This window comes from Pseudomonas sp. TE12508, assembly GCF_056279485.1.
Window position 1 is genome coordinate 64890 of sequence record NZ_JBWCCN010000016.1, and the last position, 25571, is coordinate 90460.

The following is a 25571-nucleotide window of genomic DNA, read 5'->3' on the forward strand; positions in this document are numbered from 1 at the left end:
GCGCCACACATCCCTTGTGGGAGCGAGCCTGCTCGCGATGGGGCCGGTTGCAGCACCGCAAATCCGGGCGATCTACACTTTACGGATGACGGTTGCGCACTAAACCCGCAAAATGCAACGATTCCGGCAATTATTGAGGACATCGCCTGCGGGCGCTGTCGATAAAGCCATCGTTCCAATCAGACTGGGCCTGCTGACTCTATGCGAATGCGCCTTATGTTACTGGGCGGCGGAAATGCCCTTGGGCAGGCGCTGATTCGCCTCGGTGCGGAGGAAGACATCGGTTTCCTCGCCCCCCGCCCACCACAAGACGGCTGGGACGCCGCGAGCCTGACGCAACTGCTCGACGATACCCGTCCGGATGCGTTGATCAATCTCGCCTACTATTTTGACTGGTTCCAGGCGGAGACCGTCAGCGAACAGCGTCTGGCCGGGCAGGAGCGAGCCATCGAACGGCTGGCCGAGCTGTGCCAGCATCACAACATTGTGCTGCTGCAACCGTCGAGTTATCGCGTGTTCGATGGCTCCCGGGCGACCGCCTACAGCGAAAAAGACGAACCGGTACCGCTGGGCCTGCGCGGTCAGGCCTTGTGGCGAATCGAGCAAAGCGTGCGCGCCACCTGTCCGCAGCATGTGTTGCTGCGTTTCGGTTGGCTGCTCGATGACAGCCCCGATGGCACCCTCGGGCGGTTCCTGGCCCGGGCCGAGAAAGCTGAAGAACTGCTGATGGCCGATGACCGTCGCGGTAATCCGACGCCGGTGGACGATGCTGCCCGGGTGATCATTTCGGTGCTCAAGCAACTCGATTGCTCCGCGCCGCTGTGGGGCACTTACCACTACGCCGGGCATGAGGCGACCACGCCGCTGGCACTGGGGCAGGCGATTCTTACCGAAGCGCGCGCCCTGCACCCGTTGGCCATCGAAGCGCCGACCGCCCAGGCTCACGCCGCGCGGCCCGACGCCGCTGAAGAACCGCAACACGCGGTGCTGGCCTGCAAGAAAATTCTGCACACTTTCGGGATCAAGCCCCGCGCCTGGCGCGCGGCACTCCCGGGCTTACTGGATAGGTTTTATCGTCATGGCTGAAGGCCCTGTTTTAATCACCGGCGGTGCCGGTTTCATCGGTTCGCACCTGACCGATGCCTTGCTCGCCAAAGGTCACTCGGTGCGTATTCTCGATGACCTCTCCACCGGCAAACGCAGCAACCTGCCGCTGGACAATCCCCTCGTCGAACTGATCGTGGGCGATGTCGCCGATGCCGCATTGGTGGCGCAGGCGATGGTCGGTTGCAGCGCTGTTGCGCACCTGGCCGCGGTGGCCTCGGTGCAGGCTTCGGTGGATGACCCGGTGAAGACTCACCAGAGCAATTTCATCGGTTCGCTGAATGTCTGCGAAGCCATGCGTCAGACCGGCGTCAAACGGGTGCTGTTCGCGTCCAGCGCGGCGGTCTACGGCAATAATGGCGAAGGCGAGTCGATCGACGAAGACACGCCCAAGGCGCCGTTGACGCCGTACGCGGCGGACAAATTGGCGAGCGAGCATTACTTCGATTTCTATCGTCGCCAGCACAGTCTGGAGCCGGTGATTTTCCGCTTCTTCAATATCTTCGGCCCGCGCCAGGATCCATCCTCGCCGTATTCCGGGGTGATCAGCATATTCAGCGAGCGCGCGCAGAAAGGCTTACCAATCACTGTGTTTGGCGATGGCGAACAGACTCGGGATTTTGTCTATGTCGAGGACCTGGTGGACGTGTTGGTGCAAGCCATCGAGAAACCGCAGGTCGAAGTCGGCGCGGTGAATGTCGGCTGGAATCAGGCGACGACCCTCAAGCAAATGCTTGCAGCCCTTGAAGCGGTAGTCGGCAAGCTGCCACCTGTGAGCTACGGCCCGGCTCGTTCCGGTGACATCCGCCATTCACGGGCGAACAACCGACGTTTGCTGGAGCGGTTTACCTACCCGCAGCAGACGCCGATGAGTGTCGGCCTGGCGCGGTTGCTGGGACGATAGATCGTTCCCATGCTCCGCGTGGGAACGCAGCCAGGGACGCTCCGCGTCCCAAGAGCGGACGCGGAGCGTCCGGTGAGGCATTCCTTTGCTGCGCGTGGGAACGATCAATGAAAAAGGCGCCTGTCGAGGCGCCTTTTTTTGCAGCGGGTTTAGAACTTGTAACCCAAACCAACCATGTAAATGAACGGGTCCACATCAACGTCGACCTTGGCCCGGGTGCCCGGCGCGACGGCGTTGTTTTCCACGGTCGCGGTGGTGTCGATGTCGATGTAGCGGACCTGGGCGTTGATCATTACGTTGTCGGTCAGCATGTAGTCGGCACCGACCTGCCAGGCCAGCCCCCAGGAGTTTTCCGCCTTGAAGTTGCTGAAGCCGTTGGCTGCGGCTTCGCTGCCGACGTGCTCGTCGTAGATCCAGGTGTAGTTGATACCGCCGCCGATGTACGGCTGGAACGCGGACTTGGAATCCAGTGGGTAGTAGACCAGGCTCAGGGTCGGCGGCAGGTGTTTGAGCGTGCCGAGTTTGCCGTTGGCGGCGCCGAGCGCGGTGCCTTTGAGCTTCACGTCATGCTCGAACGGCGAGGCCGCGAGCAGTTCGATTCCCAGGTTGTTGGTGATCATGTAGGCGAAGTTCAGACCCAGTTGCGTGTCGCTGCTCATGGTGGCCTTGCCACCCAGATCGGCGCCCTTCAGCGGGCCTTGATCGACCTTGACGCTGGAACTGTCGGCATCCGGGTTGACGGTGATCGCACCGGCCCGAACGATGATGTCACCGGCGGTGTGAGCATGGACGAGCGGGGCTGCGAGCGCGAGGGCGAACAGCGAAGCGCAGAGCTTGGACTTGTGCATGGGGGCTCCAAAGGACGTTAAAAATGTTCGATGTCCAATGGTAGGGATCCAACTGATACGGTCTTTTGACTCAGCTCAATGAAACAGTGATGGGCGGGTTTTGGTGGAATCTTTGATGGCATCATCGCGAGCAGGCTCGCTCCCACAGGGATTTGTGTTGATGCACAGATCCAATGTGGGAGCGAGCCTGCTCGCGATAGCTATCTTTCAGATCACACATAACTGCCGGTCACTCCGGCAATTCATACACATAAATCTTGTCCGCCTCCATCTGATACCCGGCATCCGCCAACTCGCTGGTGGATGCTTTCACCTGCAACGAACCTTCGATCCAGTACGGCTGATACAACTCATCTAGTTTCACGCCGACTTCGCTTTTGACATGCACGATCTGGTTCGACGGTGGCGGCGGCACATGGATGCAGGCGCCGAAATACGGCACCAGCAAAAACTCCGTAGTGCGGCCTTCTTCACTGACTTCCAGCGGCACGATGTACCCCGGTAAACGAATGTTCTTGCCATCGAGGCTCTTCACCACCGGCGCGTTCGGCATGTCCTGCTTGGCGGCCGGGGCCGATTCTGCGGACAACGCGTCGCTCATCTTCGACAGGTCATGCAGGGGCGTCATGTTCGGCACTTCTGGCGCCGCATCCGGCGGGATCATTTCCGACCAGGTCAGATCCTTCGGCTCGGCCGCCCACAACGGAAGGGCAACCAGCATCAATAGCGCAAGCACAGCGCGGGGCATCATTAATGTCCTCATAGTCGGATTGACAGGCCATCGGCCAAGGATTGGCGATACGCGCGCCAGGCCGGCACGCTGCCCATCAGCAGCGCGGCGATCAGGATGCCACCGAGCAGCGTCCATTCATATTCACTCGGCCAGGCCAGCGGCAAGTACAAGCCGTAATTCGCCTGCACGTAACCCTGCGCCACAGCGATGCACACATACAGCAGCGCCACACCGGCAATCACTCCGGACAACGCCAGGGCAAAGGCTTCCAGCACCAGCAGGGTCGCAATGTGCCACGGCCGCGCGCCCACCGAACGCAGAATCGCCATCTCTCGGCGCCGCTCGTTGAGGCTGGTGAGGATCGCCGTGAGCATGCCGATCAACCCGGTCAGTACTACGAACAGGGAGACGACGAACAAGGCTTTTTCCGCCGTGCTCATCAAACTCCACAGCTCCTGCAATGCCACACCCGGGAGGATCGCCAGCATCGGTTCGCCACGGAATTCGTTGATCTCCCGTTGCAGCGCAAACGTCGAAATCTTGCTGTTGAGACCGAGCATGAACGCGGTGATCGCTTGCGGCGTCAGGTCCATGTTGCGCGCCTGGTCGGCACTGATCCGCCCGTTGCCACGTGCCGGAACGCCGTTGTGCCAGTCGACGTGAATCGCTTCCATGCCGCCGAGGCTGATGTGCAGCGTGCGGTCCACCGGGGTGCCGGTGCGTTTGAGAATGCCGACCACGGTGAACGGTTTGTCGTCGTGTTTGACCAGGCTGATCACCGCCACGCCATGGGCCAACACCAGTTTGTCGCCGAGCTTGTAGTGCAGCGCATCGGCCACTTCGGCGCCGAGCACCACTTCGAACGGATCGCTGGCGAAGGCACGGCCGTCGGCCAGTTCCAGGTGCTGTTGATGGCCGTACTGGTAATGCTCGAAGTACGCCTCGGTGGTGCCCATCACCCGATATCCGCGATGGGAATCGCCGAGGGACATCGGTATCGCCCACTTCACTTTCGGGTTGTTGGCAAAGTGTTCGAAGCTGTCCCAGCGGATGTTATTAGTGGCGTTGCCGATGCGGAATACCGAGTACAAAAGCAGATTTACCGAGCCGGAACGCGCGCCGACGATCAGGTCGGTGCCGCTGATGGTGCTGGCAAAACTGGCCTTGGCTTCGGTGCGCACGCGCTCCACGGCCAGCAGCAGGCAGACCGACAGGGCGATGGCGAACGCGGTGAGGATCGCGGTGAAGCGACGGTTAGCCAGGCTGGCCATGGCTAGACGAAACAAATACATCTCAAACCTCGGACGGGGTGGCGGCGCGATTGAGATCGGCCAGCGACAGGTGGCGATCGAACAGCGGCGCGAGGCTCTGGTCATGGCTGACAAACAACAGGCTCGACCCGGCTTCTCGGCATTCGGCAAACAGCAGGCGAATGAAGTTTTCGCGGGCGTCGTAGTCCAGCGCCGAGGTCGGTTCGTCGGCGATCACCAGTTCCGGCTGACCGATCAACGCACGTGCGGCGGCGACCCGTTGCTGCTGGCCGATGGACAGCGAATCGGCGCGGCGGCTGAGGATGTTTTCATCCTTCAGGCCCAAGTGGGCGAGCAGGGTGGCCGCGGCTCGATCGACGCTGCCGTGGCGCTGTTTCGCCCGTTCGGCACGCAATTTGGAGAAGTGGCAGGGCAACTCGACGTTCTCGCGTACCGAGAGAAACGGCAGCAAGTTGAACTGCTGGAAGATGTAGCCGGTGTGATCGACCCGGAAGTGGTCGCGGGCGCCAGCGGAGAGTTCGGTCAGCTCTTGGCCGAGCAGGCGAATGCTGCCGTGATCAGGCTTTTGCACACCGCCGAGCAGGCCGAGCAGGGTGGTCTTGCCGCTGCCGCTGGGGCCTTTGAGGAACAGGGTTTCACCGGGTTCCAGGCGGAACGCCGGGATGTCCAGCAACGGCGGATGCCCGGGCCAGCTGAAGCTCAGGTCGGACAGTTCGATGAGTGCTTGGGTCATGTGAAACCGGTCAGGTTGGTGGTGAACCCTGTGGGAGCGGGCTTGCTCGCGAAAGCGGTATTTCAGTCACATCATTGCTATATGTGCTGCCGTCTTCGCGAGCAAGCCCGCTCCCACATTGGATTGGTGTGTCGGATCAGAATTTCAGGGCGGCAGCCTTGGCTGTTACTTCAACCCCTTGCTGCCCGCTCGGGCTGATCAGTTGTACCTGAATCTTCTGGGTGGCCGGGAATGTGTTGAAGATATTCGCCAGGTCCAGAGTCTTCAGCGCGCCCGGGGCCGAGCAGCTGAGTTGGTAATGGGCGTGGATCTCGCTGTGGTCATGGTGGTGCTCGTGACCGTCCTTGTCCGCTTCGTCGTGGTCATCGTCGGCATCTGGCTTGTCACCGAACAGCGGGCTTTCCAGTTCCTGAGTCGCGACCACGCAACCGGCGGCTTTTGGCAGATTGAACAGCACCAGCGGTTTTTCCAGCTGCGTGCGGACGGCGGTGACTTTGGCCTTGTCGGCGTCAGTGGTGGCGGCGTGTTCGAAACCCACCAGGTTCATCGCCGGGCTTTCCAGCTCCAGCTCCAGAGTCTGGCCATCCAGCGCCGCATTCAGGCGACCGACGCCATGTTCGTGGGCGCTGAGGCTGCCATGTTCATCATGATCGTGATCATGCTCGACCGCCGCATGGGCGACAGCCAGCGGCAACAAGGCAAACGGCAAAGCGAGCAGCAGACGGCGCATGACGGGTCTCCGGAAAGTAAAATGAAAAGTTTGTTATGTAATCTTATAACGAAAGTGCGGAGAGTTTGACCGTCTGCTTGGCGTTGCGCAAGACCCATGGGAGCATGCGAGTCAGGTATGGGCAGGAGCAGACTTATGTTGCGAATACGCGGAAGCATCGGCGACTGGCCGGTGGATTTGACACTGGAGCTCGATGAAGGCGACTGGGCGCAGCTCGGTGCGCAGTTGCAGGCAGCAAAAACCGAGGCGAGTGTTGCGCCCGCCAAACCGGTGAATCAGGACGATGCGCTGTGGCAGATCGCCCAGGAGTTGCTACGCAAGGCCGGACAATTGAGCGGGCCGGATTTGCTGGAGCAACTGGAAGGGTTGACGGGCAGCGCAGCGGCGGGCAAGCGCTTGTTGGTGCGCTTGCGCCACTGTGCAGACGTCAAAGTGGTGAGCGGCGGGGATACGCCGCTGTACAGCTGGCATAAGCCAGCGTAGGAGCTGCCGAAGGCTGCGATCTTTTGATCGTTAATAGAGAGCTGCGAACAACTTGCGACGGTACGTGGTCACCAGCGGGTGATCGTTGCCCAGCAGTTCGAACACTTGCAGCAAGGTCTTGTGCGGCAAGCCTTCGCTGTAGCTGCGATTGCGGATGAACAGTTTCAGTAGGGCATCCAGCGCCGCGTCGTATTGCTGACGGGCCAGTTGCTGGATCGCCAGTTGATAGACGGCCTCATCGTCCTGCGGATTTTTCGCCAGACGTGCTTTCAGGTCTGCCGCATCCGGCAAATCCCTGGCCTGACCGAGGAACTGGATCTGTGCCTTGGCGCCGGCCAGGGCAGCCTTGTGCTCATCGGTCTTGACCGCGTCGAGCACGATTTGCGCTTCACCCAGTTCGCCGCGCTCAGTCAGGCAGCGGGCGTAGAGGATCAGCGCCTTGGCGTTAGTGTTGTCTTCAGCCAGCAGTACTTTGAGGGTGGCTTCGGCGTCGGCGTAACGGCCGTCATCGAACAGCGCCTGAGCCTGTTCGAACGGGTCGGCCGCAGCGGGCGGCGGCATTTGCACGTGGGGTTCGAGCATCGTGCGCACAGCCGATTCCGGTTGTGCACCGGCAAAACCGTCCACCGGCTGACCGTCCTTGAATAGCACCACAGTCGGCAGACTGCGAATGCCGAAGCGCGCAACAATGTCCTGCTCGATGTCGCAGTTAACCTTGGCCAGCAGCAACTCGCCCTGATAGCTCTCGGCGATGGTTTGCAGCATCGGCATCAAGGCCTTGCACGGCGCACACCATTCGGCCCAGAAATCCACCAGCACCGGTTTGTGAAAAGAGTTCTCGATCACCGACTGGTCGAAATCGGCAGTCGTGGCGTCGAAAATGTACGGCGTTTCCTGACTCATGGGCTATCTCGTAAAAGCGTGGATGGGTCAACTATACGGCTTGGTGGGGGGTGGCCGGAAGCGGTGTGCCATTGAGAGGTGTGCTGCCCGACGGGACGCCTTCGCGAGCAAGCCCGCTCCCACATTGGATCTGCGGCGAACCGGGGATTTGTGATCGATACAAATCAAGTGTGGGAGCGGGCTTGCTCGCGAAGCCTTTAGAATCGCCGCGCGTGGTAAAGGCTCACATGCCGAAACTCTTCGGGTTCGGCCAGATCCGGCAAGGTCATTGCCTCCAGCATTTCAATGCGCTGATACAACGGGTGGCGAAAATCCCTCACGCGCGAATCCGCCACCAACGCTTCCCGGCCACGGCTGAGAAACTCGTCGAGCAACGGCAGGTTTGCCCGGTCGTACAACACGTCGGCCACCAGAATCAGATCGAACCGATCGGCCTCGGTGAAAAAGTCCGTCGAGTAGCTGAGCTGCACGCCATTGAGTTCGGCGTTCGCCCGACACGCGGCAATCGCCAACGGGTCCAGGTCACAGGCCACCACTTCCAGTGCCCCGGCTTTCACCGCCGCAATCGCGGCGACCCCTGAGCCGGCGCCGAAATCCAGCACCCGTTTACCTTCGACCCATTGCGGGTGCTCGGCGAGATAGCGAGCCACGGCCAGCCCACTGGCCCAGCAAAAACTCCAATACGGCGGTTCGTGAAGAATGCGCCGGGTTTCTTCCGGGCTGAAGGCGCGATCCATATTGTCGCCATCGATCAGCCACAGTTTCAGTTCGGTGCCTGGTAATTCACAAGCAATAAGCTGTGCATCCCCAAGCAGTTCACTCAACGCCTGTTGCAGGTCGAGCGGTGCAATCATGGCGCTTTGACGAATTGCAGCTGACCCAATGCCTGGGTGGTTGGCTGTGTGATCATTTGCGCCGGCAGATGCAGAATCAACTGCCCGGACTGGCTGGCGCGGCCGCGAAGCTCGACGCGGGCACCGGCCGGAAAGGACTCGGGGTTGAAACGCAGGCGAAACGGCAACACTTGATTGGTGCCGATCAGGCTGGAACTGGCGAGCAATAGTTGTGGACGATCCTTTTCGTCGATCACCAGCAACGCCAGTTCGACTTCGGCACCGGCCGGCACGCCCTGCAGGGTGCCGCTCAATTCACGTTGATAAGCCGGCAGGGGGCCGAGTTCGGTCGACGCCTTGGCTTTCTTCTGCGCCTGTTGCGGTGCAGGGCCGGGCGTTGGCGGCTGGGGCTTGGGCGCATCGCTGCCACAGGCCACCAACAGGCTGAAAAGACTGAGCAAAATGAGTGGTCGTAAAGACATTGGCGGCTCCAGCAAGTGAAATCCATAGACAGCCAGTCTGTATACCGCAAACCCTATGGCTTGTCTTGCCACGGGGATGCGCTACCATGGCCCTCCCATTTTTTGTTGCCTGCCACCATGCACTGTCCCTTCTGCGGTGCCAACGACACCAAGGTCATCGACTCGCGTCTGGTCGCCGAGGGCGAACAGGTGCGCCGCCGGCGTGAATGCCTGGCCTGCGGCGAACGTTTCACGACGTTCGAAACCGCTGAACTGGTGTTGCCGCGCCTGATCAAAACCGACGGCAGTCGCCAGCCGTTCGACGAAGAAAAACTCCGTGCCGGCATGCAACGGGCGCTGGAGAAGCGCCCGGTGAGTGTCGAGCGCCTCGAATCGTCGCTGGTGCACATCAAACACAAGCTGCGCGCCACCGGCGAACGCGAGGTCAAATCCCTCGTGGTCGGCGAACTGGTGATGGCCGAGCTGAAGAAGCTTGATGAAGTCGCCTATATCCGCTTCGCTTCGGTGTACCGACGCTTCCAGGACCTCAACGAGTTCCGCGAAGAGATCGATCGCCTCGCCCGTGAGCCGGTGAAAGAATGACCACCTCCCCCGAACAAGCCATCCTCGACGCGCATTACATGGCCCGGGCCCTGGAACTGGCGCGCAAAGGTCATTACACGACGCATCCCAACCCCCGGGTTGGCTGCGTGGTGGTGCGTGACGGGCAGATTGTCGGCGAAGGCTGGCATGTGCGCACCGGTGAGCCCCACGCCGAAGTCCACGCCCTGCGCGCCGCTGGCGACAAGGCGCGGGGCGCCACGGCTTACGTGACGCTTGAACCTTGCAGCCATCACGGCCGTACACCACCCTGCGCGGATGCATTGGTGAATGCCGGTGTGGCGCGCGTCGTTGCGGCGATGCAGGACCCGAACCCGGAAGTCGCCGGTCGCGGTCTGCAGCGCCTGGCCCAGGCCGGTATCGCCACTGAAAGCGGTGTGCTGGAAGGCGAGGCGCGCAAGCTCAATCAAGGCTTCCTCAAACGCATGGAACATGGTTTGCCGTTCGTGCGGGTCAAGTTGGCGATGAGCCTCGACGGCCGCACAGCGATGGAAAGCGGCGAGAGCCAGTGGATCACCGGGCCGGCGGCGCGTTCGGCGGTACAGCGTTTGCGCGCCGAGGCCAGCGTGGTGCTGACTGGCGCCGACACGGTACTGACGGACAACGCGCGCTTGACCGTGCGTGCCGACGAATTGGGGCTGGACGCTGAACAGACCGCGTTGGCCATGAGCCGTCCGCCACTGCGCGTGCTGATCGACGGTCGCCTGCGAGTGCCGCTGAACGCACCGTTCTTCAAGGCGGGTCCGGCACTGGTCGCCACGTGTGTCGCGGTGGAAGAACAGTACGCTAACGGCCCGGAATGCCTGATCGTGCCGGGCGATGATGGCCAGGTCGATCTGCATCAGTTGCTGGTCGAACTCGCCAATCGTGGCGTCAATGACGTGCTGGTCGAGGCCGGCCCACGATTGGCTGGCGCATTTGCCCAGCTCGGGCTGGTGGACGAATTCCAGATCTTCATCGCCGGCAAGTTTCTCGGCTCCTCGGCCCGACCCTTACTGGACTGGCCACTGGCGCAGATGAAAGACGCGCCCGAGCTCAAAATCACCGAAATCCGTGCGGTTGGCGATGACTGGCGAGTCACTGCCATCCCTGTGCCATCGGCGAGCGTATAATTCCTGGCCATTGCTCTAGCGCTGGCTCTGTTCTCGAGGAGGACTCCATGTTTACCGGCATCATCGAATCCATCGGCAGTATTCGTGCATTGACCCCAAAAGGCGGAGATGTGCGGGTTTACGTAGAAACCGGCAAGCTCGACCTGAGCGACGTAAAGCTGGGCGACAGCATTGCCGTCAATGGCGTGTGCCTGACCGCGGTTGAATTGCCGGGCAATGGCTTTGCAGCGGACGTCAGTCGCGAAACCCTCGACTGCACCGCCATGAATGACCTCAAAAGCGGCAGCCCGGTGAACCTGGAAAAAGCCCTGACCCCGACCACGCGTCTGGGTGGGCATCTGGTCAGCGGTCACGTCGATGGCGTGGGCGAAGTGGTTGCCCGTACCGAGAATGCTCGCGCTGTGGAGTTCCGCATCCGTGCCCCGAAAGACCTGGCCAAGTACATCGCCCATAAAGGCTCGATCACCGTCGACGGCACCAGCCTGACCGTGAACGCAGTCGATGGCGCCGAGTTCTTGCTGACCATCATTCCGCATACCCTGAGCGAAACCATCATGGCGTCGTACCAGCCGGGTCGCCGGGTGAATCTGGAAGTCGACTTGCTGGCACGTTATCTGGAACGCCTTCTTTTAGGCGATAAAGCCGCAGAGTCTGACTCTTCGCAAAGGCCGTCCAGTAACATCACCGAAAGCTTTCTGGCCGCCAACGGCTACCTCAAATCCTGAAGCTCAAATTTCGAAAGAAGGGGGGTGCCTTGTGGCGCTCAATAGCATCGAAGAACTGGTTGAAGACATCCGCCAAGGCAAGATGGTCATCCTCATGGATGACGAAGACCGCGAGAACGAAGGCGACCTGATCATGGCCGCCGAGTGCTGCCAGCCTGAACACATCAACTTCATGGCCAAGCACGCCCGTGGCCTGATCTGCATGCCGATGAGCCGCGAGCGCTGCGAACTGCTCAAGCTGCCGTTGATGGCGCCACGCAACGGTTCCGGTTTCGGTACCAAGTTCACCGTGTCCATCGAAGCCGCCGAAGGTGTGACCACCGGTATCTCCGCGGCCGACCGTGCGCGCACCGTGCAAGCCGCTGCCGCCAAAGACGCCAAGGCTGAAGACATCGTCAGCCCCGGCCACATCTTCCCGCTGATGGCCCAGGCCGGCGGCACGCTGGCCCGCGCCGGTCACACTGAAGCCGCCTGCGACCTGGCGCGCATGGCCGGTTTCGAGCCGAGCGGTGTGATCTGCGAAGTGATGAACGACGACGGCACCATGTCCCGTCGCGCCGAACTCGAAGCCTTTGCCGCTGAACACAACATCAAGATCGGCACCATCGCCGACCTGATTCACTACCGGATGATCCACGAACGTACCGTTCAGCGGATTGCCGAGCAGCCGCTGGACAGCGAATTGGGCCAGTTCAACCTGGTGACCTATCGTGATTCGGTAGAAGGCGATGTGCACATGGCCCTGACCCTGGGCACCGTGTGCGCTGAAGAGCCGACGCTGGTCCGGGTACACAACATGGACCCGCTGCGTGACCTGTTGATGGTCAAGCAACCAGGCCGCTGGAGCCTGCGCGCCGCCATGGCTGCGGTTGCCGAGGCTGGCAGTGGCGTGGTGCTGTTGCTCGGTCACCCGCTCGATGGCGACGTGTTGCTGGCGCATATCCGCGAAACCGCCGACCACAACGCGGTGAAAAAACCGACCACCTACAGCATCGTCGGTGCCGGTTCGCAGATCCTTCGAGACCTTGGCGTGCGCAAAATGCGCCTGATGAGTGCGCCGATGAAATTTAATGCGATATCCGGTTTCGATCTGGAAGTTGTAGAATACGTGCCCTCCGAATAATGACCGGCAATTTGCGGGCCTGTATTCGCGGTTAACACATCACTGAGGGACGCGTAGAAAACGCGTCCCGGCTCTTTAAGAGATCTAACGAATGACCCTGAAGACCATCGAAGGTACCTTCATCGCCCCTAAAGGCCGCTACGCTTTGGTAGTGGGCCGTTTCAACAGCTTCGTCGTTGAAAGCCTGGTCAGCGGTGCAGTTGATGCCCTGGTTCGCCATGGCGTGAGCGAAAGCGACATCACCATCATCCGTGCGCCTGGCGCCTTCGAAATCCCGCTGGTTGCGCAAAAAGTCGCTCAGAAGGGCGAGTTCGCGGCAATCATCGCCCTGGGCGCAGTCATTCGTGGCGGTACTCCGCACTTCGAATACGTGGCGGGCGAATGCACCAAGGGCCTGGCCCAGGTGTCCATGGAATTCGGCGTACCGGTCGCTTTCGGCGTACTGACCGTTGATTCCATCGAACAAGCCATCGAACGTTCCGGCACCAAGGCCGGTAACAAAGGTGCTGAAGCTGCCCTGTCCGCTCTGGAAATGGTCAGCCTGCTGGCGCAGTTGGAGGCCAAGTGATTAGCGACGAAAGTGATCGTTTCAACCCGCGCGATCCAAAGCCTGCGGATGCCGGCAAGCCATCGAAAAGCGTCAAGCGTCGCGAAGCCCGTCAGCTCGCGACTCAGGCGCTGTACCAATGGCACATGGCCAAGCAGTCGCTGAACGAGATCGAAGCGCAGTTTCGGGTCGATAACGATTTCAGCGATGTCGACGGCGCCTACTTCCGTGAAATCCTGCATGGGGTTCCGGCTCAGAAGGACCGGATCGACGCCGCACTGGCGCCATGCCTGGACATCACCATCGAAGAGCTGGACCCGGTTGAACTGGCGGTGCTGCGCCTGTCCACCTGGGAGCTGCTCGAGCGCGTTGATGTGCCGTACCGCGTTGTGATCAACGAAGGTATCGAACTGGCGAAAGTCTTCGGTTCCACCGACGGCCACAAGTTCGTCAACGGTGTGCTCGACAAGCTGGCCCCGCGTCTGCGTGAAGCTGAAGTGAAGGCGTTCAAGCGCTGATTGGCGCTTGCAATCGCTATGGGTGAGTTTGAGCTGATCCGCAATTTCTTCGCCGCCGCGCCTTGTGCGCAGGGCGGCGAAGGCGTTGCCCTTGGGGTTGGCGATGACTGCGCCTTGCTGGCTGTTCCTCCCGGGGAACAGTTGGCCATTTCCACCGACACGCTCGTGGCCGGTGTGCATTTCGCAGACCCCTGCGACCCGTTTCTGCTCGGTCAGCGCTCGCTGGCTGTGGCTGTCAGTGATCTGGCCGCCATGGGTGCCGCTCCCATTGCCTTTACCCTTGCCCTGACCTTGCCGACGGTGACCACCGATTGGCTGGAAGCCTTCGCCCGTGGTTTGAACCTCATGGCGCAAAATTGCGGTGTTGCGCTGGTGGGTGGCGATACCACCCGCGGGCCGTTGAGCCTGACCATGACCGTGTTCGGTCGGGTGCCGACCGGTCTGGCGTTGACCCGCAGTGGCGCTCAACCGGGCGATTTGCTCTGCGTGGGCGGAGAGTTGGGTAACGGCGCGGGCGCATTGCCGCTGGTGCTCGGCCAACGGATGGCTGAGCCGGCCATTGCTGATCCGTTGCGTGCCCATTACTGGTCGCCGCAACCGCAGCTTGGTCTGGGCATGGCGTTGCGCGGCAGAGCCACTGCGGCGCTGGATATCTCCGACGGGCTGCTCGCCGACTGTGGGCATATTGCCCTGGCGTCGAAAGTCGGGGTTCAGGTGGAGCGCAGTAAGCTGCCGTTGTCGAAGTCGCTGCTGGCCTTCCTCGGTCAGTCCGGCGCTGAGCAAGCCGCCCTGAGCGGCGGTGACGATTACGTGCTGGCCTTCACCTTGCCGCCCGCCGAGTTGCCATCATTGCTGGCGGACGGCTGGCCGATCCATGTGCTTGGGCGGGTGGTGGCGGGGCAGGGCGTGACACTGCTGGACGCCGACGGACACGACATCACCCCATCAATCCGGGGCTATCAACATTTTCGGGAGACACCGTGACAGATCATCCCAAACAGGTCCCGGCGGAGTTCGTACCGCCGTCGGTCTGGCGCAATCCTTGGCATTTCCTGGCGTTCGGCTTCGGCTCGGGCACCCTGCCAAAAGCGCCGGGCACCTGGGGTTCGTTAGTGGCGTTACCCTTCATTCCGTTGTGGCAGATGCTGCCCGATTGGGGTTATTGGCTGATGCTCGGCATCACCATGCTGTTCGGCTTCTGGCTGTGCGGCAAGGTCGCCGATGATTTGCGCGTACACGACCATGAAGGCATCGTCTGGGACGAAATGGTCGGGATGTGGATTACCCTGTGGCTGGTGCCGGAAGGCTGGTATTGGTTGCTGGCGGGGTTCCTGATGTTCCGCTTCTTCGACATCCTCAAGCCCTGGCCGATTCACTGGATCGACCGGCATGTGCACGGTGGGGTCGGGATCATGCTCGACGACGTGCTGGCAGGCGTATTTGCGTGGCTGGCGATGCAAGGGCTGGTGTGGTTTTTCGTCTGAGGCGCCAAGTGAGAGAACCGGGGATAGCGCGACGCGGGTTGCTGCTGATGGCTTTCGCGCTATTTTGCTCGTTCGCCCAGGCGGGGGATGCGCCGACGACGCCGTCCGTGATTCACCTGGCCAGCGAAGCCTGGGAAGACTTTACCGCCGCCGATGGCCATGGTTTGGGCTGGGACGTGTTGCGCGAAGTGTTCGAGCCGGCGGGCGTCAAACTGGATATTCGAATCGAACCGTATACACGCGCCATGGGCTTGGCCCAGCGTGGGGAAGTGGACGCTTGTGTCGGTTCTTATCGGGAGGAGGCGAGCGACCTGCTTTATCCACGATGGAATTTCGATTCCGACCACATCTACGCCTTGGGCTTGGCCAGCAATCCGGCGCCGACCCTGGATACCTTGGGCCGCTACCGATTGGCTTGGGTACGCGGCTACAAATATCAGGCTTATCTACCCAATGTGCAGCGCTATAACGAAGTCGTGCGGCGGACGGGAATTGCGTCCATGCTGACCCACAATCGCGCCGACTATTACATCGATGCACTGACCGAAGTCGATTACGTCCTTAGCCGAGTCACGGACACGTCGCAGTTTCGCCGCACGCATATCGCGGAATTGCCGCTTTACCTGTGCTTCGCCAATACACCTCGGGCTCGCACGTTGATGGCGCTGTTCGATCAGCGCATGGAAGTGTTGGTCAAAAACGGCCAGCTGAAACCGATTTTCGAACGCTGGAAGCAACCCTATCCGTTTGACTCGAACTGAGCACGGATCATGCGGCCGGAGAGGACTTCCCTGTGGGAGCGAGCCTGCTCGCGATGGCGGACTGTCAGCTAACACAGATGTGACTGACAATCAGCTATCGCGAGCAGGCTCGCTCCCACAGAGGGGCAGGGGGATTCGATATCAAACTTTTTGATCGTTATGCCCCATAATTCAGCCTAAGCGTCTGTAGGAACGTGCTGTTACAATGCCGCCTCTGCGAATCTTCAGTACCTATAGATCAGGAGCACACCGGTGCCTGTCGTTTTTGTCGCCGCTTCCAAGCTGCCAACGCCTTTTGCGCAATTCACCATGCATGGCTTTCTCGATGAAGAGAACGGGCGCGAGCACGTAGTACTAAGCCTGGGTGAATTTGCCGACGGTGCTCCGGTACTCGGCCGGTTGCACTCCGAATGCCTGACCGGCGATGCCTTGTTCAGCCAGCGCTGCGACTGCGGTTCGCAACTCGAGGCAGCCCTGCAGGCAATCGCCCGTGAAGGCCGTGGCGTGTTGCTCTACTTGCGTCAGGAAGGTCGCGGCATTGGCCTGCTGAACAAGATCCGCGCCTATGAATTGCAGGACGGCGGCGCCGACACCGTTGAAGCCAACGAGCGTCTGGGTTTTGCCGCCGACCAGCGCGACTACGCCATGTGCCTGCCGATGCTGGAGCACCTGGGTGTGAAGTCCCTGCGTCTGATGACCAACAACCCACGCAAGGTCAAAGCCTTGACCGACATGGGCATCGTGGTTGCCGAGCGCGTGCCGTTGCACACCGGGCACAACCCGCACAACAAACTCTATCTGGCGACCAAGGCGAGCAAGCTCGACCATATGATGGGCAACGAGCATCAGGGCGAGGTTGACCGGGCGTGACCCGCGGTCAGGTACGGCGGCGACTGTCCGTCAATTGGTGGCAATACCTGGCGCTGGCCTTGGTGCCGCTGTTCGTGATCAACGGCGTATTCGGCCAGGGCGAGGCGATTCTGCCGGTGCTGGCCATGCCGTTGTTCATCGCCGGTGTGGCCTCGATGTTTGTCAGCCTGAAGTTCTTCGGCGGCTACAAACACGCGCTGATCGCCACCCAGAAAGCCCTCGATACCCCTGATGAACCCGACGCCTGGATCGCCCTGGCCGCGAAACGCCGCACCGCGTTTCTGGCGGCCGGCCTGCCCGCCTGGATCGGTGCGCTGGCGGTATTCGTCGGGCTTGAAGCTGTTCCATTGGTGCTGCTGGCGCTGTCGACCACAGTGCTGTTCTACCTCTACCGTATCCCGCGTCAACTCGGCTGATGCGCAGTATCTGGCTGGCAGTGTCGCTGCTGGCTGTCAGCGGTTCGGCGGCTGCGGTTGAACGGGTCGTCAGCCTGGCGCCGTCGCTTTCTGAGATTGTCGTTGAGCTGAACTCGGCTGACCTTCTGGTCGGTGTGCTGGATGCTGGCGAACGTCCCGCTGAACTCAAAGACATTCCTTCTGTTGGCAACTACGGTCAGTTGGACATGGAGCGACTGCTCAGCCTCAAACCCGATCTATTGCTGTTGTGGCCGGGCAGTGTGGGGCCGGCGCAGCGTGAGCAGCTCAAACGGCTGAACATTCCCACCTATGTCGCCGAACCCCACAACCTCGAACAACTTGCCGCCCAGATTGAAGTGATCGCTACGCAGCTCGGAAGACCGGAGCGTGGCGTTTCATTGGCCGAAAATCTGCGTCAACGACTCGATTCCCTGCGCCAGCGTTATCGAAGGGATGAACCGTTACGGGTGTTTTATCAAGTCTGGGATCGGCCGCTGTACACCGTGGGCGGCGGGCAGATCATCAGCGATGCTCTAGCGGTGTGCGGGGCGCGCAATGTGTTTGCCGACCTGACGCAGCCTGCACCGCAGGTCAGTGTGGAGGCGGTGTTGCAGCGCAATCCCGAGGTGATTCTGGCCAGTGATCAGGCGCAACTCGATGCGTGGAAGAGCTGGCCTCAGGTAACGGCGGTGACGCGGGGGCAATTGCTGCTGGTGACGGACAAAGGCCTGGAGCGGCCGAGTGGGCAGATGATCGAAGCGACTGCCAAGTTGTGCCAGCTAATCGCGCCCTGTGGCGAGGGGGCTTGCCCCCGTTCGGCTGCGCAGCAGCCGTAATTCGGTTGGTGCGGTGTGTCTGATAAAACGCGGTTGCTGAATCTGGGGCAGCTTCGCAGCCCAACGGGGGCAAGCCCCCTCGCCACAAATGACCGAGTCGGCTTTTAGCGCTCAGGCGTCCAGGTCACCCCGAACATCCACGCCCGGCCTTCTTCGCGATACCCATACTGACTGCCGTCATGGCTGTACAACGCCCGGCTGTAACCCTTGTCCAGCAGGTTATCGACCTTCATTTCCAGCTTGATCTCGCGATTCAGCGCCCAACTGCTGCGCAACCCCAACAAGGCATACCCGCCTAACGGCTGCTGGTTGTTCTCGTCGTCATAACTGCTGCTCACCGCTTGCCAACTGGCACCGAGGCCGAGCCGGTCGAACTGCCGATCCAGGTCCAGGCTCAAAGTCCGCCGTGCACGACGGGCGAGGGTGTGGCCGCTGTCGCGATCCCGTGGGTCGATGATCGCCACGCCGAGGTTGCTCTGCCAGCCGAACAGCTCTTGTTTCAAGGCCGCTTCGAAAGCGTTGATCCGCGCCGAGGCGACGTTCGCCGGGCGGTTGTTGCTGCCGAAAATAATCGCGTCTTGCAGATCGGTGCGGTACAGCGAAGCTTCCAGGCGACTGGTTTCTGTCAGCTGACTGCGCCATTGCAGCTCATAACTTTTCGAGGTTTCGGGTTTCAAATCCGGATTGCTGAAATCCGGGTAGTACAGGTCGTTGAAGGTCGGTGCGCGGAAGCCTTCGCTGTAGGTCAACAGTACATCGTTGTCCGGGTTCAGCGGCAGGGTGAAGGTGCCGCTCCAGCTGTTCTGGCTGCCGAACTGCTGATTCTGGTCGCGACGCAGGCCCAGTTCGGTAGAAAAGCTGTCGGCTTGATAGCGATGCTGGATAAACGCTGCACGGTTCCAGCGGCTGTCTTCGTCGAACGCTGTGTTGCTGTTGATTCGGTCTTCGTACCAGTCGCCGCCGAGGATCAGGCTGTTGCGTTCATCCAGGGTCAGGTCGTTCTGCCAGTTCACCGAATCGCGGTAGGTGTTGAACACGCTGCGCTCGTCGCTGAGCTTGTCGAGCGTCTTCTCACGGTTTTCGCTATGGCCGAACTCGACGCGGGTTTTCCACCGGTCATTGATCCTCGCGTCGACATAACTGCTGACGCTGCTCACAGAGAACTCGCTGTAGGGCTGTTGCTGGACCGATTCAAAGGTGTTCATGTCGAAGCGGCCGAACGGATTGTCGAATGCGCTTTTGCCCTGGTTATCCAGCAGATTGGCGCCGACTTCGATGTCATCTGTGAGGGCGTGACTCAGGCTTAAGCTGACCGACTTATTGCGGTATTCATCGTGATCGCCATCACTGGGATAAGACTGGTGAGTGCGATTGATGCCTGCCGTTTCATCGAGGCTGGCACCGAGATTGAAGCGGGTCTGCGCGTCGCCGCCAGACAATCCAAGGCTGCGTTCCCAGGTCTGATTGCTGCCAACCCCCACGTGCATGCGGGGTTGCAAGCCCTGTTCGCCACCACGGCGGGTGAAGATCTGGATCACCCCGCCAATCGCATCGCTGCCGTAAATCACTGAACGCGAACCACGCAGCACTTCCACGCGCTCGACCTGTTCGATGTTGATGTGTTGCAGGTTGCTGTCGCCGGAGGTCGAGTTGCCGATGCGTTGGCCGTCGACCAGCACCAGACTTTGCGCCGACTTGGTACCACGAATGTAAACCCCCGGCAGACTGCCGCGCCCGCCAGTTTGCCCGACCTGTACGCCCGGCACCCGACGCAGTAGGTCAGTGACACTGCTCGGTTGCAGACGGTCGATATCGTCGCGGGTGAACACCGTGTTGGCGGCGCTGCTGTCGTTACGCGCTTCGACCTGACGGTTGGCGCTGATCAGCACGTCGGGCAGTTTCAGGGCCTGGTCGCGTTCGAAGGTGTCGGCCAAGAGTTGGCCGGCCGGCAGAAGCGTCAGCGTCAGGGCAAAAGGGGAGAGTTTCATGGATGATCCGAGGTGAATTCAGATACGACGCAACCCCCGTAGGAGCTGCCGAAGGCTGCGATCTTTTGATTCTGTTTTTTCAGGTTTGGAGCCGCCGAAGATCAGGATCAAAAGATCGCAGCCTTCGGCAGCTCCTACAGGGGATCGGGTTTACAAGTTCAGCAGCTGCAGGCGCTGACGCACCGCTTCTTCGATCCCAACCTCATCCAGTCCGCATTCAGCCAGCATTTGCGCAGGCTTGGCGTGTTCCACATAGGCATCCGGCAAGCCCAGGTGCAGCACCGACTTGAGGATGTTTTCGCGGGCGAGAAACTCGCTGACCGCGCCACCGGCACCGCCCATGATGGCGTTCTCTTCGACGGTCACCAGCAGTTCGTGACTGCCGGCGATTTCGCGAACCAGTGCTTCGTCGAGCGGTTTGACGAAGCGCATGTCGACCACGGTCGCATCCAGTTTCTCGGCGACTTTCAGTGCCTCGGCCAGTTGCACGCCGAACACCAGCAGGGCGACTTTGTTGCCCTGACGGCGCACGACACCCTTGCCGATTTCAATCGGTTCGAGGTCTTTCGCGATCGGCGCATTCGGGCCGGTGCCGCGCGGATAACGCACCGCCGCCGGGCCGTTGTACAGGTGGCCGGTGCTGAGCATTTTGCGCAGTTCGTTTTCGTCGCTCGGGGTCATCACCAGCATGCCGGGGATGCAACGCAGGAACGACAGGTCGAAGCTACCCGCGTGCGTCGGGCCGTCTTCGCCCACCAGACCAGCACGGTCGATGGCGAACAGCACGTCGAGGTTTTGCACCGCCACATCATGCACAAGCTGGTCGTAGCCGCGTTGCAGGAAGGTCGAATAGATCGCCACCACCGGTTTTGCGCCTTCGCAGGCCATGCCGGCGGCGAGGGTCACGGCGTGTTGCTCGGCAATCGCGACGTCGAAATAGCGCTCCGGGAAGCGCTCGCTGAAGGCCACCAGGTCGGAGCCTTCCTTCATCGCCGGGGTAATCCCGACCAAGCGCGGATCGACCGCGGCCATGTCGCAGAGCCATTCACCGAACACACCGGAGTACTTCGGCCCGCCGGCTTTCTTCGGCGCGGCGGCCGGAGCATCCACAGGTTCGAGTTTGGTGATGGCGTGGTAACCGATCGGGTCGACTTCCGCCGGAGCGAAGCCTTTGCCTTTTTTGGTGACCACGTGCAGGAATTGCGGGCCTTTCAGATCGCGCATGTTGCGCAGGGTGGCGATCAGGGTCGGCAGGTCGTGGCCATCGATCGGGCCGATGTAGTTCCAGCCCAACTCTTCGAACAGCGTGCCGGGAACCAGCATGCCTTTGGCGTATTCTTCGGTACGACGGGCGATTTCCCAGGCGCCGGGCAGGCGCGACAGGACCTTTTTACTGCCTTCGCGCATGCTCGCGTAAGTGCGGCTGGAAAGGATTTTCGCCAGATAGTTCGACAGCCCGCCGACGTTGCGCGAAATCGACATGTCGTTGTCGTTGAGGATCACCAGCATGTTGGCGTCCACTTCCGGCGCGTGGTTCAGCGCCTCGAAGGCCATGCCGGCGGTCAGTGCGCCGTCGCCGATCACCGCGATCGCCTTGCGATCACTGTGTTGCAGGCGGGCGGCAATCGCCATGCCCAGCGCTGCGCTGATCGATGTGCTGGAGTGGCCGACGCCAAAGGTGTCGTACTCGCTCTCGGAGCGACGCGGGAAGGCGGCAACGCCGTCCTTCTGGCGCAGGGTGCTCATGCGCTCGCGACGGCCGGTGAGGATTTTGTGCGGATAGGCCTGATGACCCACGTCCCACACCAACCGGTCATCCGGGGTGTCGAAGACGTAATGCAACGCGATGGTCAGCTCGATGACGCCCAGGCCAGCACCGAAATGCCCGCCGGTCTGACCGACCGTGTAGAGCAATTCCAGGCGCAACTCATCAGCCAGGGTTTCCAGCTCGGCTTCGCCTAACCGGCGCAGGCCGTCCGGCGTGTTGGCACGGTCGAGCAGGGGCGTGGTCGGGCGCTTGCGGGGAATCTCATGAAACGTCGTGGGCATCAGGCGAATCGTTATAGGTATAAAAGATGCGGCAGTTTACCTGATGCATCGCCCCCTGCCCACGCGTTGGTTTTTTTTGGCGGATACGCCGTCAGCTGCGGCGATCGACGATGTACCGGGCCAGATCGCGCAATGGCTCGGCCGCCGCGTCAAACGGTCGCAGCGCGTGCAGGGCCTGGTCGCGCAGTTCCAGGGCATAGGCCTTGGCCGCGTCGAGACCGAGCAGGGCCGGGTAGGTCGGCTTGTCCCGGGCGATATCGGCGCCCTGGCGTTTGCCGAGGGTTTCGGTGTCACTTTCAACGTCGAGAATGTCGTCCTGGACCTGAAATGCCAGGCCAATGGCCTGTGCATAACTCTGCAGGGACTTCAGTTCGTCCTTCGCGGCATGACCGCTGGCCAGGGCACCGAGCTTGACGCTGACTTCAATCAACGCGCCGGTCTTGTGCCGGTGCATGTATTCAAGGGCTTTTTGATCGAGCTTCAGACCCACCGAACCGAGATCGATGGCTTGCCCGCCGACCATGCCCGCCGGGCCCGCCGCCAACGCCAGGGCGCTGACCATCAGCAGGCGGGTTTCGGCGTCGCAACTGCTCAGGCGAGGGTCGAGCAGGGCGCTGAAGGCCAGGCTCTGCAAACCGTCACCGGCGAGGATTGCGCAGGCTTCATCGAATTTTTTATGCGTAGTCGGCTGGCCGCGACGCAGATCATCGTCGTCCATGGCCGGCAAATCATCGTGCACCAGCGAATAGGCGTGGATCAGCTCCACCGCGCAGGCCGCGCCATTGGCTTGCTCGGCCTTGCCGCCCAACGCCTCACACGCGGCGTAGGCCAGCAACGGACGCACGCGTTTGCCGCCGTTCATCACGCTGTAGCGCATGGCTTCGTAGAGGCGTGCGAGCTCGGGGCTCGGCGGGTTGAACAGGGTTTCCAGTGCCGCGTTGACGCGAGCCTGGCTGGTCGCCGAATACGCCGCAATCATTCTGGCTGATCCGCGTCGAAGGGTTCCTCGGCCAGCTCACCATCACGCTCGAGCAGCACTTGAACCTTCTGCTCGGCCTGAGCCAGCGCCGCCTGGCAATCGCGGGTCAGCCCGATGCCCTGCTCGAAAGCGGTCAGCGAGTCTTCCAGCGACAATTCGCCGTTCTCCAGACGCTCCACCAGCGTTTGCAGGTCGGCGAGGGATTGTTCGAAATCCAGTGCAGCTTTTTTGCGGGCCATGGCGGCTATTTCCGGTTGACGTTAAACCGGCGCGACACTAGCAGACATAGGGGTTATGGGCAAATGAGCGGGGCGTTTCGGACAATGGTTTTTGGGAGTCAATGCGGCCCTGTGGCGAGGGGGCTTGCCCCCGTTGGGTTGCGAAGCGACCCCTGAACCAGACGGCGTGTTTCTTCAGGCACACCGCATTCAGCAATGTGCGACTGCTACGCAGCCGAACGGGGGCAAGCCCCCTCGCCACAGTGCGGTATCGATCATGATTAATCTGTTGAGTCATCGGGATAGCTGATTTGATATCGAGTACTGCGCCCGCCGCCGGGCAGGCGTTTCAGGCAGCCCTTTTCCAGCAGTTCGGCCAGATGACGGGTTGCGGTGGCTTTGGAAACCTTTGCCACTGCCTGGTATTGAGCGGCGCTGATGCCATTATCGAAACCTCGTTCCCCGCCATCGAGCAAGCGATTCAGTACTTTGGTCTGCTCGGTCGACAGTCCGGATTCCCGATGTGCCTGCCAGAGACGCGTCTTGCCCAGTACCGACTCAATCCGCGTCATGGCCTGCTGCAAGCTACGCAGCAAAGTCTGAAGAAACCACTCCAGCCACTCGGTGATATCCAGCGTGGCTTTCTGGCTGGTTTCCAGCACTCGGTAATAGCCAGAACGATCATCCAGAATGCTCGCCGACATGGCGTAGAAACGGATGGCCTGAGCCTCATCCTGAGCCAGGGCCAGATCAGTGATCGTTCGCGTCAGGCGACCGTTGCCATCGTCGAAAGGATGCAACGTCACAAACCAGAAATGCGCGACGCCGGCCCGCAGCAAAGGGTCGAGGCCGACCTGATTTCGGCTGGCTTCAAACCAGGCCAGGAAGGTTTCGAGTTGTCGTTCAAGACCAAGGCGAGGCGGCGCTTCGAAGTGAACGGTCGGTCTGTCGAGGCGCCCGGACACCACTTGCATCGGCTCGTCGCCGCGCAAGGCTCCGACATGGATCGATCGGGCGGCGAGATCCGTGTCTTGCTCAGGAAACAGCCATTTATGCCAATCCAGCAATCGAACCAATGTCAGTGGTTCAGCGAAATGCCGGGTCGCGTCGAGCATCAATTGCGCAAGGCCTTCGCTGCGCTGGCTGATTTTATCGCCCGCGACCTGTTCCAGCCCCAATCGTCGCGCCAATGACGAACGAACCGAGCCGATATTCAGCTGTTCGCCCTCAATCGCCGACGAGGTCACGATGTTCTGCAACAGCGCATCCAGTTCGCTTTGCGCGCTCAACGAGCGGCCTACCGAACTGGCCATGCCCATCAACCGACCTTGCGCCTGAACGCAGTCGCGTAACAGTGGCGCCAAACGCTCGGCTTGCCATTGAAAGTTCGGCCAATCAGGATGCTGCCAGATCCAGTGAGGTGCCATGAACTGCTCTCGAAATGATTGTGCCGAATAATGACGCTATTCGGCTCATATGGTGAGCCGAATATGACGCCTATTCGGCTCATCGTCTAGCTACTTCCGAGTCAGCAGGCTGCTGACCAATTCGCTCCTGCGCATCTTGGTAAGCGGCTTCACGCTCGCGCTTTCCAATTGCAACCACAAACACCACGACCTCTTGATCCAGAACCTGATAGATCAGGCGATAGCCGGCGCTGCGGAGCTTTAGCTTGTAGCAATCTGGCAAATTACGAAGTCGGTTGGCTTCGACGCGAGGGTTCTCCAAAACCTCAGCGAGCTTCTTTTTGAACTGCTGGCGCAACGTGTCGCCCAGTTTGTTCCACTCTTTCAACGCGCGACGATCAAATTCGAGGCTATAGGTCATCCAGACTGACCTTGACTCGCTGAGGTGCGGCGAGACGTTCGGTGACCACTGCGATGAGTGCTTCATCCTCTTCACTAAGTAATGCAGCTTTGAAAGGCAATTTACCGCGCTCGGCGACATATTGAAGGGTTTGGCGCAGGAGCTCGGAAGGCGTTACCCCGAGCTTTTCCAATTCGGCAAATGAGCGCTGCTTCAGGTCATCGTCTATACGGATGTTGATGGAAGCCATGGTGATATACCTGTAATGACGTTTGTCGTTACGGTAGCAATTGTGTCCCTGGCCCGACAACCCCTGATCCAGGGTTTCAGATGACAGGTACGCTTTCTTCCAGACATTAAAAAGCCGGCTTGTGGTTAGCTTTTTATCGTTGTAGGTATTTGAAAATCAATAAGTTATGGTTTTTATATAACCTTCAGTTCCCCCATTTGTTCCCCCACTTTTTGGCGTTTTTTCCTGATTTTTTTCCGGCAAAGACCGGCTTTTTTTGAACCGG

30 protein-coding genes are annotated in these 25571 nt (G+C 60.7%); 15 read left to right on the plus strand and 15 right to left on the minus strand.

All coding sequences use genetic code 11. From position 1 onward, the window contains the following. Nucleotides 1-201: 201 nt before the first annotated feature. Complete coding sequence (locus ACZ9IM_RS21650) at nt 202-1086, plus strand: sugar nucleotide-binding protein (protein WP_218398890.1); 885 nt, start codon at nt 202-204, stop codon at nt 1084-1086. Beyond that, the gene (locus ACZ9IM_RS21655) at nt 1079-2008 is read left to right on the plus strand and encodes an NAD-dependent epimerase/dehydratase family protein (RefSeq protein ID WP_427625861.1); all 930 of its coding nucleotides are present in this window, start codon (nt 1079-1081) and stop codon (nt 2006-2008) included. Before ACZ9IM_RS21650 ends, ACZ9IM_RS21655 begins: the two co-directional genes overlap by 8 nt. A 149-nt stretch (nt 2009-2157) precedes the next feature. On the opposite strand, the gene ACZ9IM_RS21660 is transcribed toward ACZ9IM_RS21655, so the two are convergent. The 5 genes from ACZ9IM_RS21660 to ACZ9IM_RS21680 all read right to left on the minus strand — a co-directional run bounded on the left by ACZ9IM_RS21660 (nt 2158) and on the right by ACZ9IM_RS21680 (nt 6323). Continuing rightward, entirely contained in the window at nt 2158-2856 is a 699-nt protein-coding gene (locus ACZ9IM_RS21660; RefSeq protein ID WP_427625862.1) for an OmpW/AlkL family protein, read from the minus strand. A gap of 229 nt (nt 2857-3085) precedes the next feature. Then, complete coding sequence (locus ACZ9IM_RS21665; protein WP_427625899.1) at nt 3086-3604, minus strand: DUF3299 domain-containing protein; 519 nt, start codon at nt 3602-3604, stop codon at nt 3086-3088. 11 nt (nt 3605-3615) lie between these two features. Further along, the gene (locus ACZ9IM_RS21670) at nt 3616-4881 is read right to left on the minus strand and encodes an ABC transporter permease (RefSeq protein ID WP_007906845.1); all 1266 of its coding nucleotides are present in this window, start codon (nt 4879-4881) and stop codon (nt 3616-3618) included. 1 nt (nt 4882) lies between these two features. After that, the gene (locus ACZ9IM_RS21675) at nt 4883-5593 is read right to left on the minus strand and encodes an ABC transporter ATP-binding protein (protein WP_427625863.1); all 711 of its coding nucleotides are present in this window, start codon (nt 5591-5593) and stop codon (nt 4883-4885) included. Between the two features lie 136 nt (nt 5594-5729). After that, the gene (locus tag ACZ9IM_RS21680; protein WP_476224909.1) at nt 5730-6323 is read right to left on the minus strand and encodes a DUF2796 domain-containing protein; all 594 of its coding nucleotides are present in this window, start codon (nt 6321-6323) and stop codon (nt 5730-5732) included. 135 nt (nt 6324-6458) lie between these two features. On the opposite strand from ACZ9IM_RS21680, the gene ACZ9IM_RS21685 reads away from it, so the two are divergent. After that, nucleotides 6459-6806, plus strand: coding sequence for a hypothetical protein (locus tag ACZ9IM_RS21685; protein WP_427625865.1), 348 nt, complete (start codon nt 6459-6461; stop codon nt 6804-6806). Between the two features lie 30 nt (nt 6807-6836). Here ACZ9IM_RS21685 and trxA read toward each other — a convergent pair whose 3' ends face one another. The 3 genes from trxA to ACZ9IM_RS21700 form a co-directional block, all read right to left on the minus strand. Further along, nucleotides 6837-7709: a thioredoxin gene (trxA, locus tag ACZ9IM_RS21690; RefSeq protein WP_007906841.1), complete on the minus strand. Its 873-nt coding sequence runs from the start codon at nt 7707-7709 to the stop codon at nt 6837-6839. A gap of 197 nt (nt 7710-7906) precedes the next feature. Continuing rightward, the gene (locus tag ACZ9IM_RS21695) at nt 7907-8563 is read right to left on the minus strand and encodes a class I SAM-dependent methyltransferase (protein ID WP_476224910.1); all 657 of its coding nucleotides are present in this window, start codon (nt 8561-8563) and stop codon (nt 7907-7909) included. Further along, a complete protein-coding gene (locus tag ACZ9IM_RS21700; RefSeq protein ID WP_218398882.1) occupies nt 8560-9024 on the minus strand; it encodes a YbaY family lipoprotein in 465 nt (154 codons plus the stop codon). Before ACZ9IM_RS21700 ends, ACZ9IM_RS21695 begins: the two co-directional genes overlap by 4 nt. Before the next feature lie 117 nt (nt 9025-9141). Here ACZ9IM_RS21700 and nrdR point away from each other — a divergent pair, with 117 nt between their 5' ends. From nrdR to ACZ9IM_RS21760, 12 genes are all read left to right on the plus strand, one after another. After that, nucleotides 9142-9606 carry a transcriptional regulator NrdR gene (gene nrdR, locus ACZ9IM_RS21705; RefSeq protein ID WP_007906838.1) on the plus strand — a complete coding sequence of 155 codons (465 nt, stop codon included), beginning with the start codon at nt 9142-9144 and terminating at the stop codon, nt 9604-9606. After that, nucleotides 9603-10736 carry a bifunctional diaminohydroxyphosphoribosylaminopyrimidine deaminase/5-amino-6-(5-phosphoribosylamino)uracil reductase RibD gene (ribD, locus tag ACZ9IM_RS21710; protein ID WP_427625867.1) on the plus strand — a complete coding sequence of 378 codons (1134 nt, stop codon included), beginning with the start codon at nt 9603-9605 and terminating at the stop codon, nt 10734-10736. The genes nrdR and ribD overlap by 4 nt, the downstream gene beginning before the upstream one ends. Before the next feature lie 47 nt (nt 10737-10783). Next, complete coding sequence (locus tag ACZ9IM_RS21715; protein WP_123720561.1) at nt 10784-11461, plus strand: riboflavin synthase; 678 nt, start codon at nt 10784-10786, stop codon at nt 11459-11461. A gap of 31 nt (nt 11462-11492) precedes the next feature. After that, the gene (gene ribBA, locus ACZ9IM_RS21720) at nt 11493-12584 is read left to right on the plus strand and encodes a bifunctional 3,4-dihydroxy-2-butanone-4-phosphate synthase/GTP cyclohydrolase II (protein ID WP_427625868.1); all 1092 of its coding nucleotides are present in this window, start codon (nt 11493-11495) and stop codon (nt 12582-12584) included. A 91-nt stretch (nt 12585-12675) separates the two neighbouring features. Continuing rightward, the gene (gene ribH, locus ACZ9IM_RS21725; RefSeq protein WP_003228649.1) at nt 12676-13152 is read left to right on the plus strand and encodes a 6,7-dimethyl-8-ribityllumazine synthase; all 477 of its coding nucleotides are present in this window, start codon (nt 12676-12678) and stop codon (nt 13150-13152) included. Next, nucleotides 13149-13649 carry a transcription antitermination factor NusB gene (gene nusB / locus ACZ9IM_RS21730; protein ID WP_007906833.1) on the plus strand — a complete coding sequence of 167 codons (501 nt, stop codon included), beginning with the start codon at nt 13149-13151 and terminating at the stop codon, nt 13647-13649. The genes ribH and nusB overlap by 4 nt, the downstream gene beginning before the upstream one ends. A gap of 18 nt (nt 13650-13667) precedes the next feature. Then, nucleotides 13668-14633 (plus strand): thiamine-phosphate kinase, encoded by a 966-nt coding sequence (thiL, locus tag ACZ9IM_RS21735; RefSeq protein WP_476224911.1) that lies wholly within the window; start codon nt 13668-13670, stop codon nt 14631-14633. Further along, nucleotides 14630-15133: a phosphatidylglycerophosphatase A family protein gene (locus ACZ9IM_RS21740; RefSeq protein ID WP_008073949.1), complete on the plus strand. Its 504-nt coding sequence runs from the start codon at nt 14630-14632 to the stop codon at nt 15131-15133. The genes thiL and ACZ9IM_RS21740 overlap by 4 nt, the downstream gene beginning before the upstream one ends. Nucleotides 15134-15180: 47 nt before the next feature. Continuing rightward, nucleotides 15181-15894 carry a substrate-binding periplasmic protein gene (locus tag ACZ9IM_RS21745; protein ID WP_476224912.1) on the plus strand — a complete coding sequence of 238 codons (714 nt, stop codon included), beginning with the start codon at nt 15181-15183 and terminating at the stop codon, nt 15892-15894. A 252-nt stretch (nt 15895-16146) separates the two neighbouring features. Then, complete coding sequence (gene ribA, locus ACZ9IM_RS21750) at nt 16147-16764, plus strand: GTP cyclohydrolase II (RefSeq protein ID WP_007906827.1); 618 nt, start codon at nt 16147-16149, stop codon at nt 16762-16764. Then, the gene (locus ACZ9IM_RS21755) at nt 16761-17180 is read left to right on the plus strand and encodes an MFS transporter (RefSeq protein WP_427625872.1); all 420 of its coding nucleotides are present in this window, start codon (nt 16761-16763) and stop codon (nt 17178-17180) included. The genes ribA and ACZ9IM_RS21755 overlap by 4 nt, the downstream gene beginning before the upstream one ends. Next, nucleotides 17180-18016 (plus strand): cobalamin-binding protein, encoded by an 837-nt coding sequence (locus ACZ9IM_RS21760; protein ID WP_476224913.1) that lies wholly within the window; start codon nt 17180-17182, stop codon nt 18014-18016. The genes ACZ9IM_RS21755 and ACZ9IM_RS21760 overlap by 1 nt, the downstream gene beginning before the upstream one ends. A gap of 104 nt (nt 18017-18120) precedes the next feature. Here ACZ9IM_RS21760 and ACZ9IM_RS21765 read toward each other — a convergent pair whose 3' ends face one another. The 7 genes from ACZ9IM_RS21765 to ACZ9IM_RS21795 all read right to left on the minus strand — a co-directional run bounded on the left by ACZ9IM_RS21765 (nt 18121) and on the right by ACZ9IM_RS21795 (nt 25306). Beyond that, nucleotides 18121-20004, minus strand: a complete 1884-nt coding sequence (locus tag ACZ9IM_RS21765; protein WP_476224914.1) for a TonB-dependent receptor domain-containing protein — start codon at nt 20002-20004, stop codon at nt 18121-18123. A 150-nt stretch (nt 20005-20154) separates the two neighbouring features. After that, nucleotides 20155-22053, minus strand: a complete 1899-nt coding sequence (gene dxs, locus ACZ9IM_RS21770) for a 1-deoxy-D-xylulose-5-phosphate synthase (RefSeq protein ID WP_476224915.1) — start codon at nt 22051-22053, stop codon at nt 20155-20157. 91 nt (nt 22054-22144) lie between these two features. Further along, nucleotides 22145-23032 (minus strand): (2E,6E)-farnesyl diphosphate synthase, encoded by an 888-nt coding sequence (gene ispA, locus ACZ9IM_RS21775; RefSeq protein ID WP_476224916.1) that lies wholly within the window; start codon nt 23030-23032, stop codon nt 22145-22147. Then, nucleotides 23029-23271 (minus strand): exodeoxyribonuclease VII small subunit, encoded by a 243-nt coding sequence (locus ACZ9IM_RS21780; protein ID WP_007894317.1) that lies wholly within the window; start codon nt 23269-23271, stop codon nt 23029-23031. The genes ispA and ACZ9IM_RS21780 overlap by 4 nt, the downstream gene beginning before the upstream one ends. A gap of 260 nt (nt 23272-23531) precedes the next feature. Then, entirely contained in the window at nt 23532-24677 is a 1146-nt protein-coding gene (locus ACZ9IM_RS21785) for a Fic family protein (protein ID WP_476224917.1), read from the minus strand. A 79-nt stretch (nt 24678-24756) separates the two neighbouring features. Next, a complete protein-coding gene (locus tag ACZ9IM_RS21790) occupies nt 24757-25077 on the minus strand; it encodes a type II toxin-antitoxin system RelE family toxin (protein WP_427625877.1) in 321 nt (106 codons plus the stop codon). Further along, complete coding sequence (locus ACZ9IM_RS21795; RefSeq protein WP_054616768.1) at nt 25067-25306, minus strand: type II toxin-antitoxin system RelB/DinJ family antitoxin; 240 nt, start codon at nt 25304-25306, stop codon at nt 25067-25069. Before ACZ9IM_RS21795 ends, ACZ9IM_RS21790 begins: the two co-directional genes overlap by 11 nt. Between the last annotated feature and the right edge of the window lie 265 nt (nt 25307-25571).

What these genes read in the sequence shown, in the direction of transcription:
- ACZ9IM_RS21650 (WP_218398890.1), top strand. Translation starts at nt 202, where the DNA reads ATGCGAATGCGCCTTATGTTACTGGGCGGCGGAAATGCCCTTGGGCAG.
- ACZ9IM_RS21655 (WP_427625861.1), top strand. Translation starts at nt 1,079, where the DNA reads ATGGCTGAAGGCCCTGTTTTAATCACCGGCGGTGCCGGTTTCATCGGT.
- ACZ9IM_RS21660 (WP_427625862.1), bottom strand. Translation starts at nt 2,856, where the DNA reads ATGCACAAGTCCAAGCTCTGCGCTTCGCTGTTCGCCCTCGCGCTCGCA.
- ACZ9IM_RS21665 (WP_427625899.1), bottom strand. Translation starts at nt 3,604, where the DNA reads ATGCCCCGCGCTGTGCTTGCGCTATTGATGCTGGTTGCCCTTCCGTTG.
- ACZ9IM_RS21670 (WP_007906845.1), bottom strand. Translation starts at nt 4,881, where the DNA reads ATGTATTTGTTTCGTCTAGCCATGGCCAGCCTGGCTAACCGTCGCTTC.
- ACZ9IM_RS21675 (WP_427625863.1), bottom strand. Translation starts at nt 5,593, where the DNA reads ATGACCCAAGCACTCATCGAACTGTCCGACCTGAGCTTCAGCTGGCCC.
- ACZ9IM_RS21680 (WP_476224909.1), bottom strand. Translation starts at nt 6,323, where the DNA reads ATGCGCCGTCTGCTGCTCGCTTTGCCGTTTGCCTTGTTGCCGCTGGCT.
- ACZ9IM_RS21685 (WP_427625865.1), top strand. Translation starts at nt 6,459, where the DNA reads ATGTTGCGAATACGCGGAAGCATCGGCGACTGGCCGGTGGATTTGACA.
- trxA (WP_007906841.1), bottom strand. Translation starts at nt 7,709, where the DNA reads ATGAGTCAGGAAACGCCGTACATTTTCGACGCCACGACTGCCGATTTC.
- ACZ9IM_RS21695 (WP_476224910.1), bottom strand. Translation starts at nt 8,563, where the DNA reads ATGATTGCACCGCTCGACCTGCAACAGGCGTTGAGTGAACTGCTTGGG.
- ACZ9IM_RS21700 (WP_218398882.1), bottom strand. Translation starts at nt 9,024, where the DNA reads ATGTCTTTACGACCACTCATTTTGCTCAGTCTTTTCAGCCTGTTGGTG.
- nrdR (WP_007906838.1), top strand. Translation starts at nt 9,142, where the DNA reads ATGCACTGTCCCTTCTGCGGTGCCAACGACACCAAGGTCATCGACTCG.
- ribD (WP_427625867.1), top strand. Translation starts at nt 9,603, where the DNA reads ATGACCACCTCCCCCGAACAAGCCATCCTCGACGCGCATTACATGGCC.
- ACZ9IM_RS21715 (WP_123720561.1), top strand. Translation starts at nt 10,784, where the DNA reads ATGTTTACCGGCATCATCGAATCCATCGGCAGTATTCGTGCATTGACC.
- ribH (WP_003228649.1), top strand. Translation starts at nt 12,676, where the DNA reads ATGACCCTGAAGACCATCGAAGGTACCTTCATCGCCCCTAAAGGCCGC.
- thiL (WP_476224911.1), top strand. Translation starts at nt 13,668, where the DNA reads ATGGGTGAGTTTGAGCTGATCCGCAATTTCTTCGCCGCCGCGCCTTGT.
- ACZ9IM_RS21745 (WP_476224912.1), top strand. Translation starts at nt 15,181, where the DNA reads ATGGCTTTCGCGCTATTTTGCTCGTTCGCCCAGGCGGGGGATGCGCCG.
- ACZ9IM_RS21760 (WP_476224913.1), top strand. Translation starts at nt 17,180, where the DNA reads ATGCGCAGTATCTGGCTGGCAGTGTCGCTGCTGGCTGTCAGCGGTTCG.
- ACZ9IM_RS21765 (WP_476224914.1), bottom strand. Translation starts at nt 20,004, where the DNA reads ATGAAACTCTCCCCTTTTGCCCTGACGCTGACGCTTCTGCCGGCCGGC.
- dxs (WP_476224915.1), bottom strand. Translation starts at nt 22,053, where the DNA reads ATGCCCACGACGTTTCATGAGATTCCCCGCAAGCGCCCGACCACGCCC.
- ispA (WP_476224916.1), bottom strand. Translation starts at nt 23,032, where the DNA reads ATGATTGCGGCGTATTCGGCGACCAGCCAGGCTCGCGTCAACGCGGCA.
- ACZ9IM_RS21780 (WP_007894317.1), bottom strand. Translation starts at nt 23,271, where the DNA reads ATGGCCCGCAAAAAAGCTGCACTGGATTTCGAACAATCCCTCGCCGAC.
- ACZ9IM_RS21785 (WP_476224917.1), bottom strand. Translation starts at nt 24,677, where the DNA reads ATGGCACCTCACTGGATCTGGCAGCATCCTGATTGGCCGAACTTTCAA.
- ACZ9IM_RS21790 (WP_427625877.1), bottom strand. Translation starts at nt 25,077, where the DNA reads ATGACCTATAGCCTCGAATTTGATCGTCGCGCGTTGAAAGAGTGGAAC.
- ACZ9IM_RS21795 (WP_054616768.1), bottom strand. Translation starts at nt 25,306, where the DNA reads ATGGCTTCCATCAACATCCGTATAGACGATGACCTGAAGCAGCGCTCA.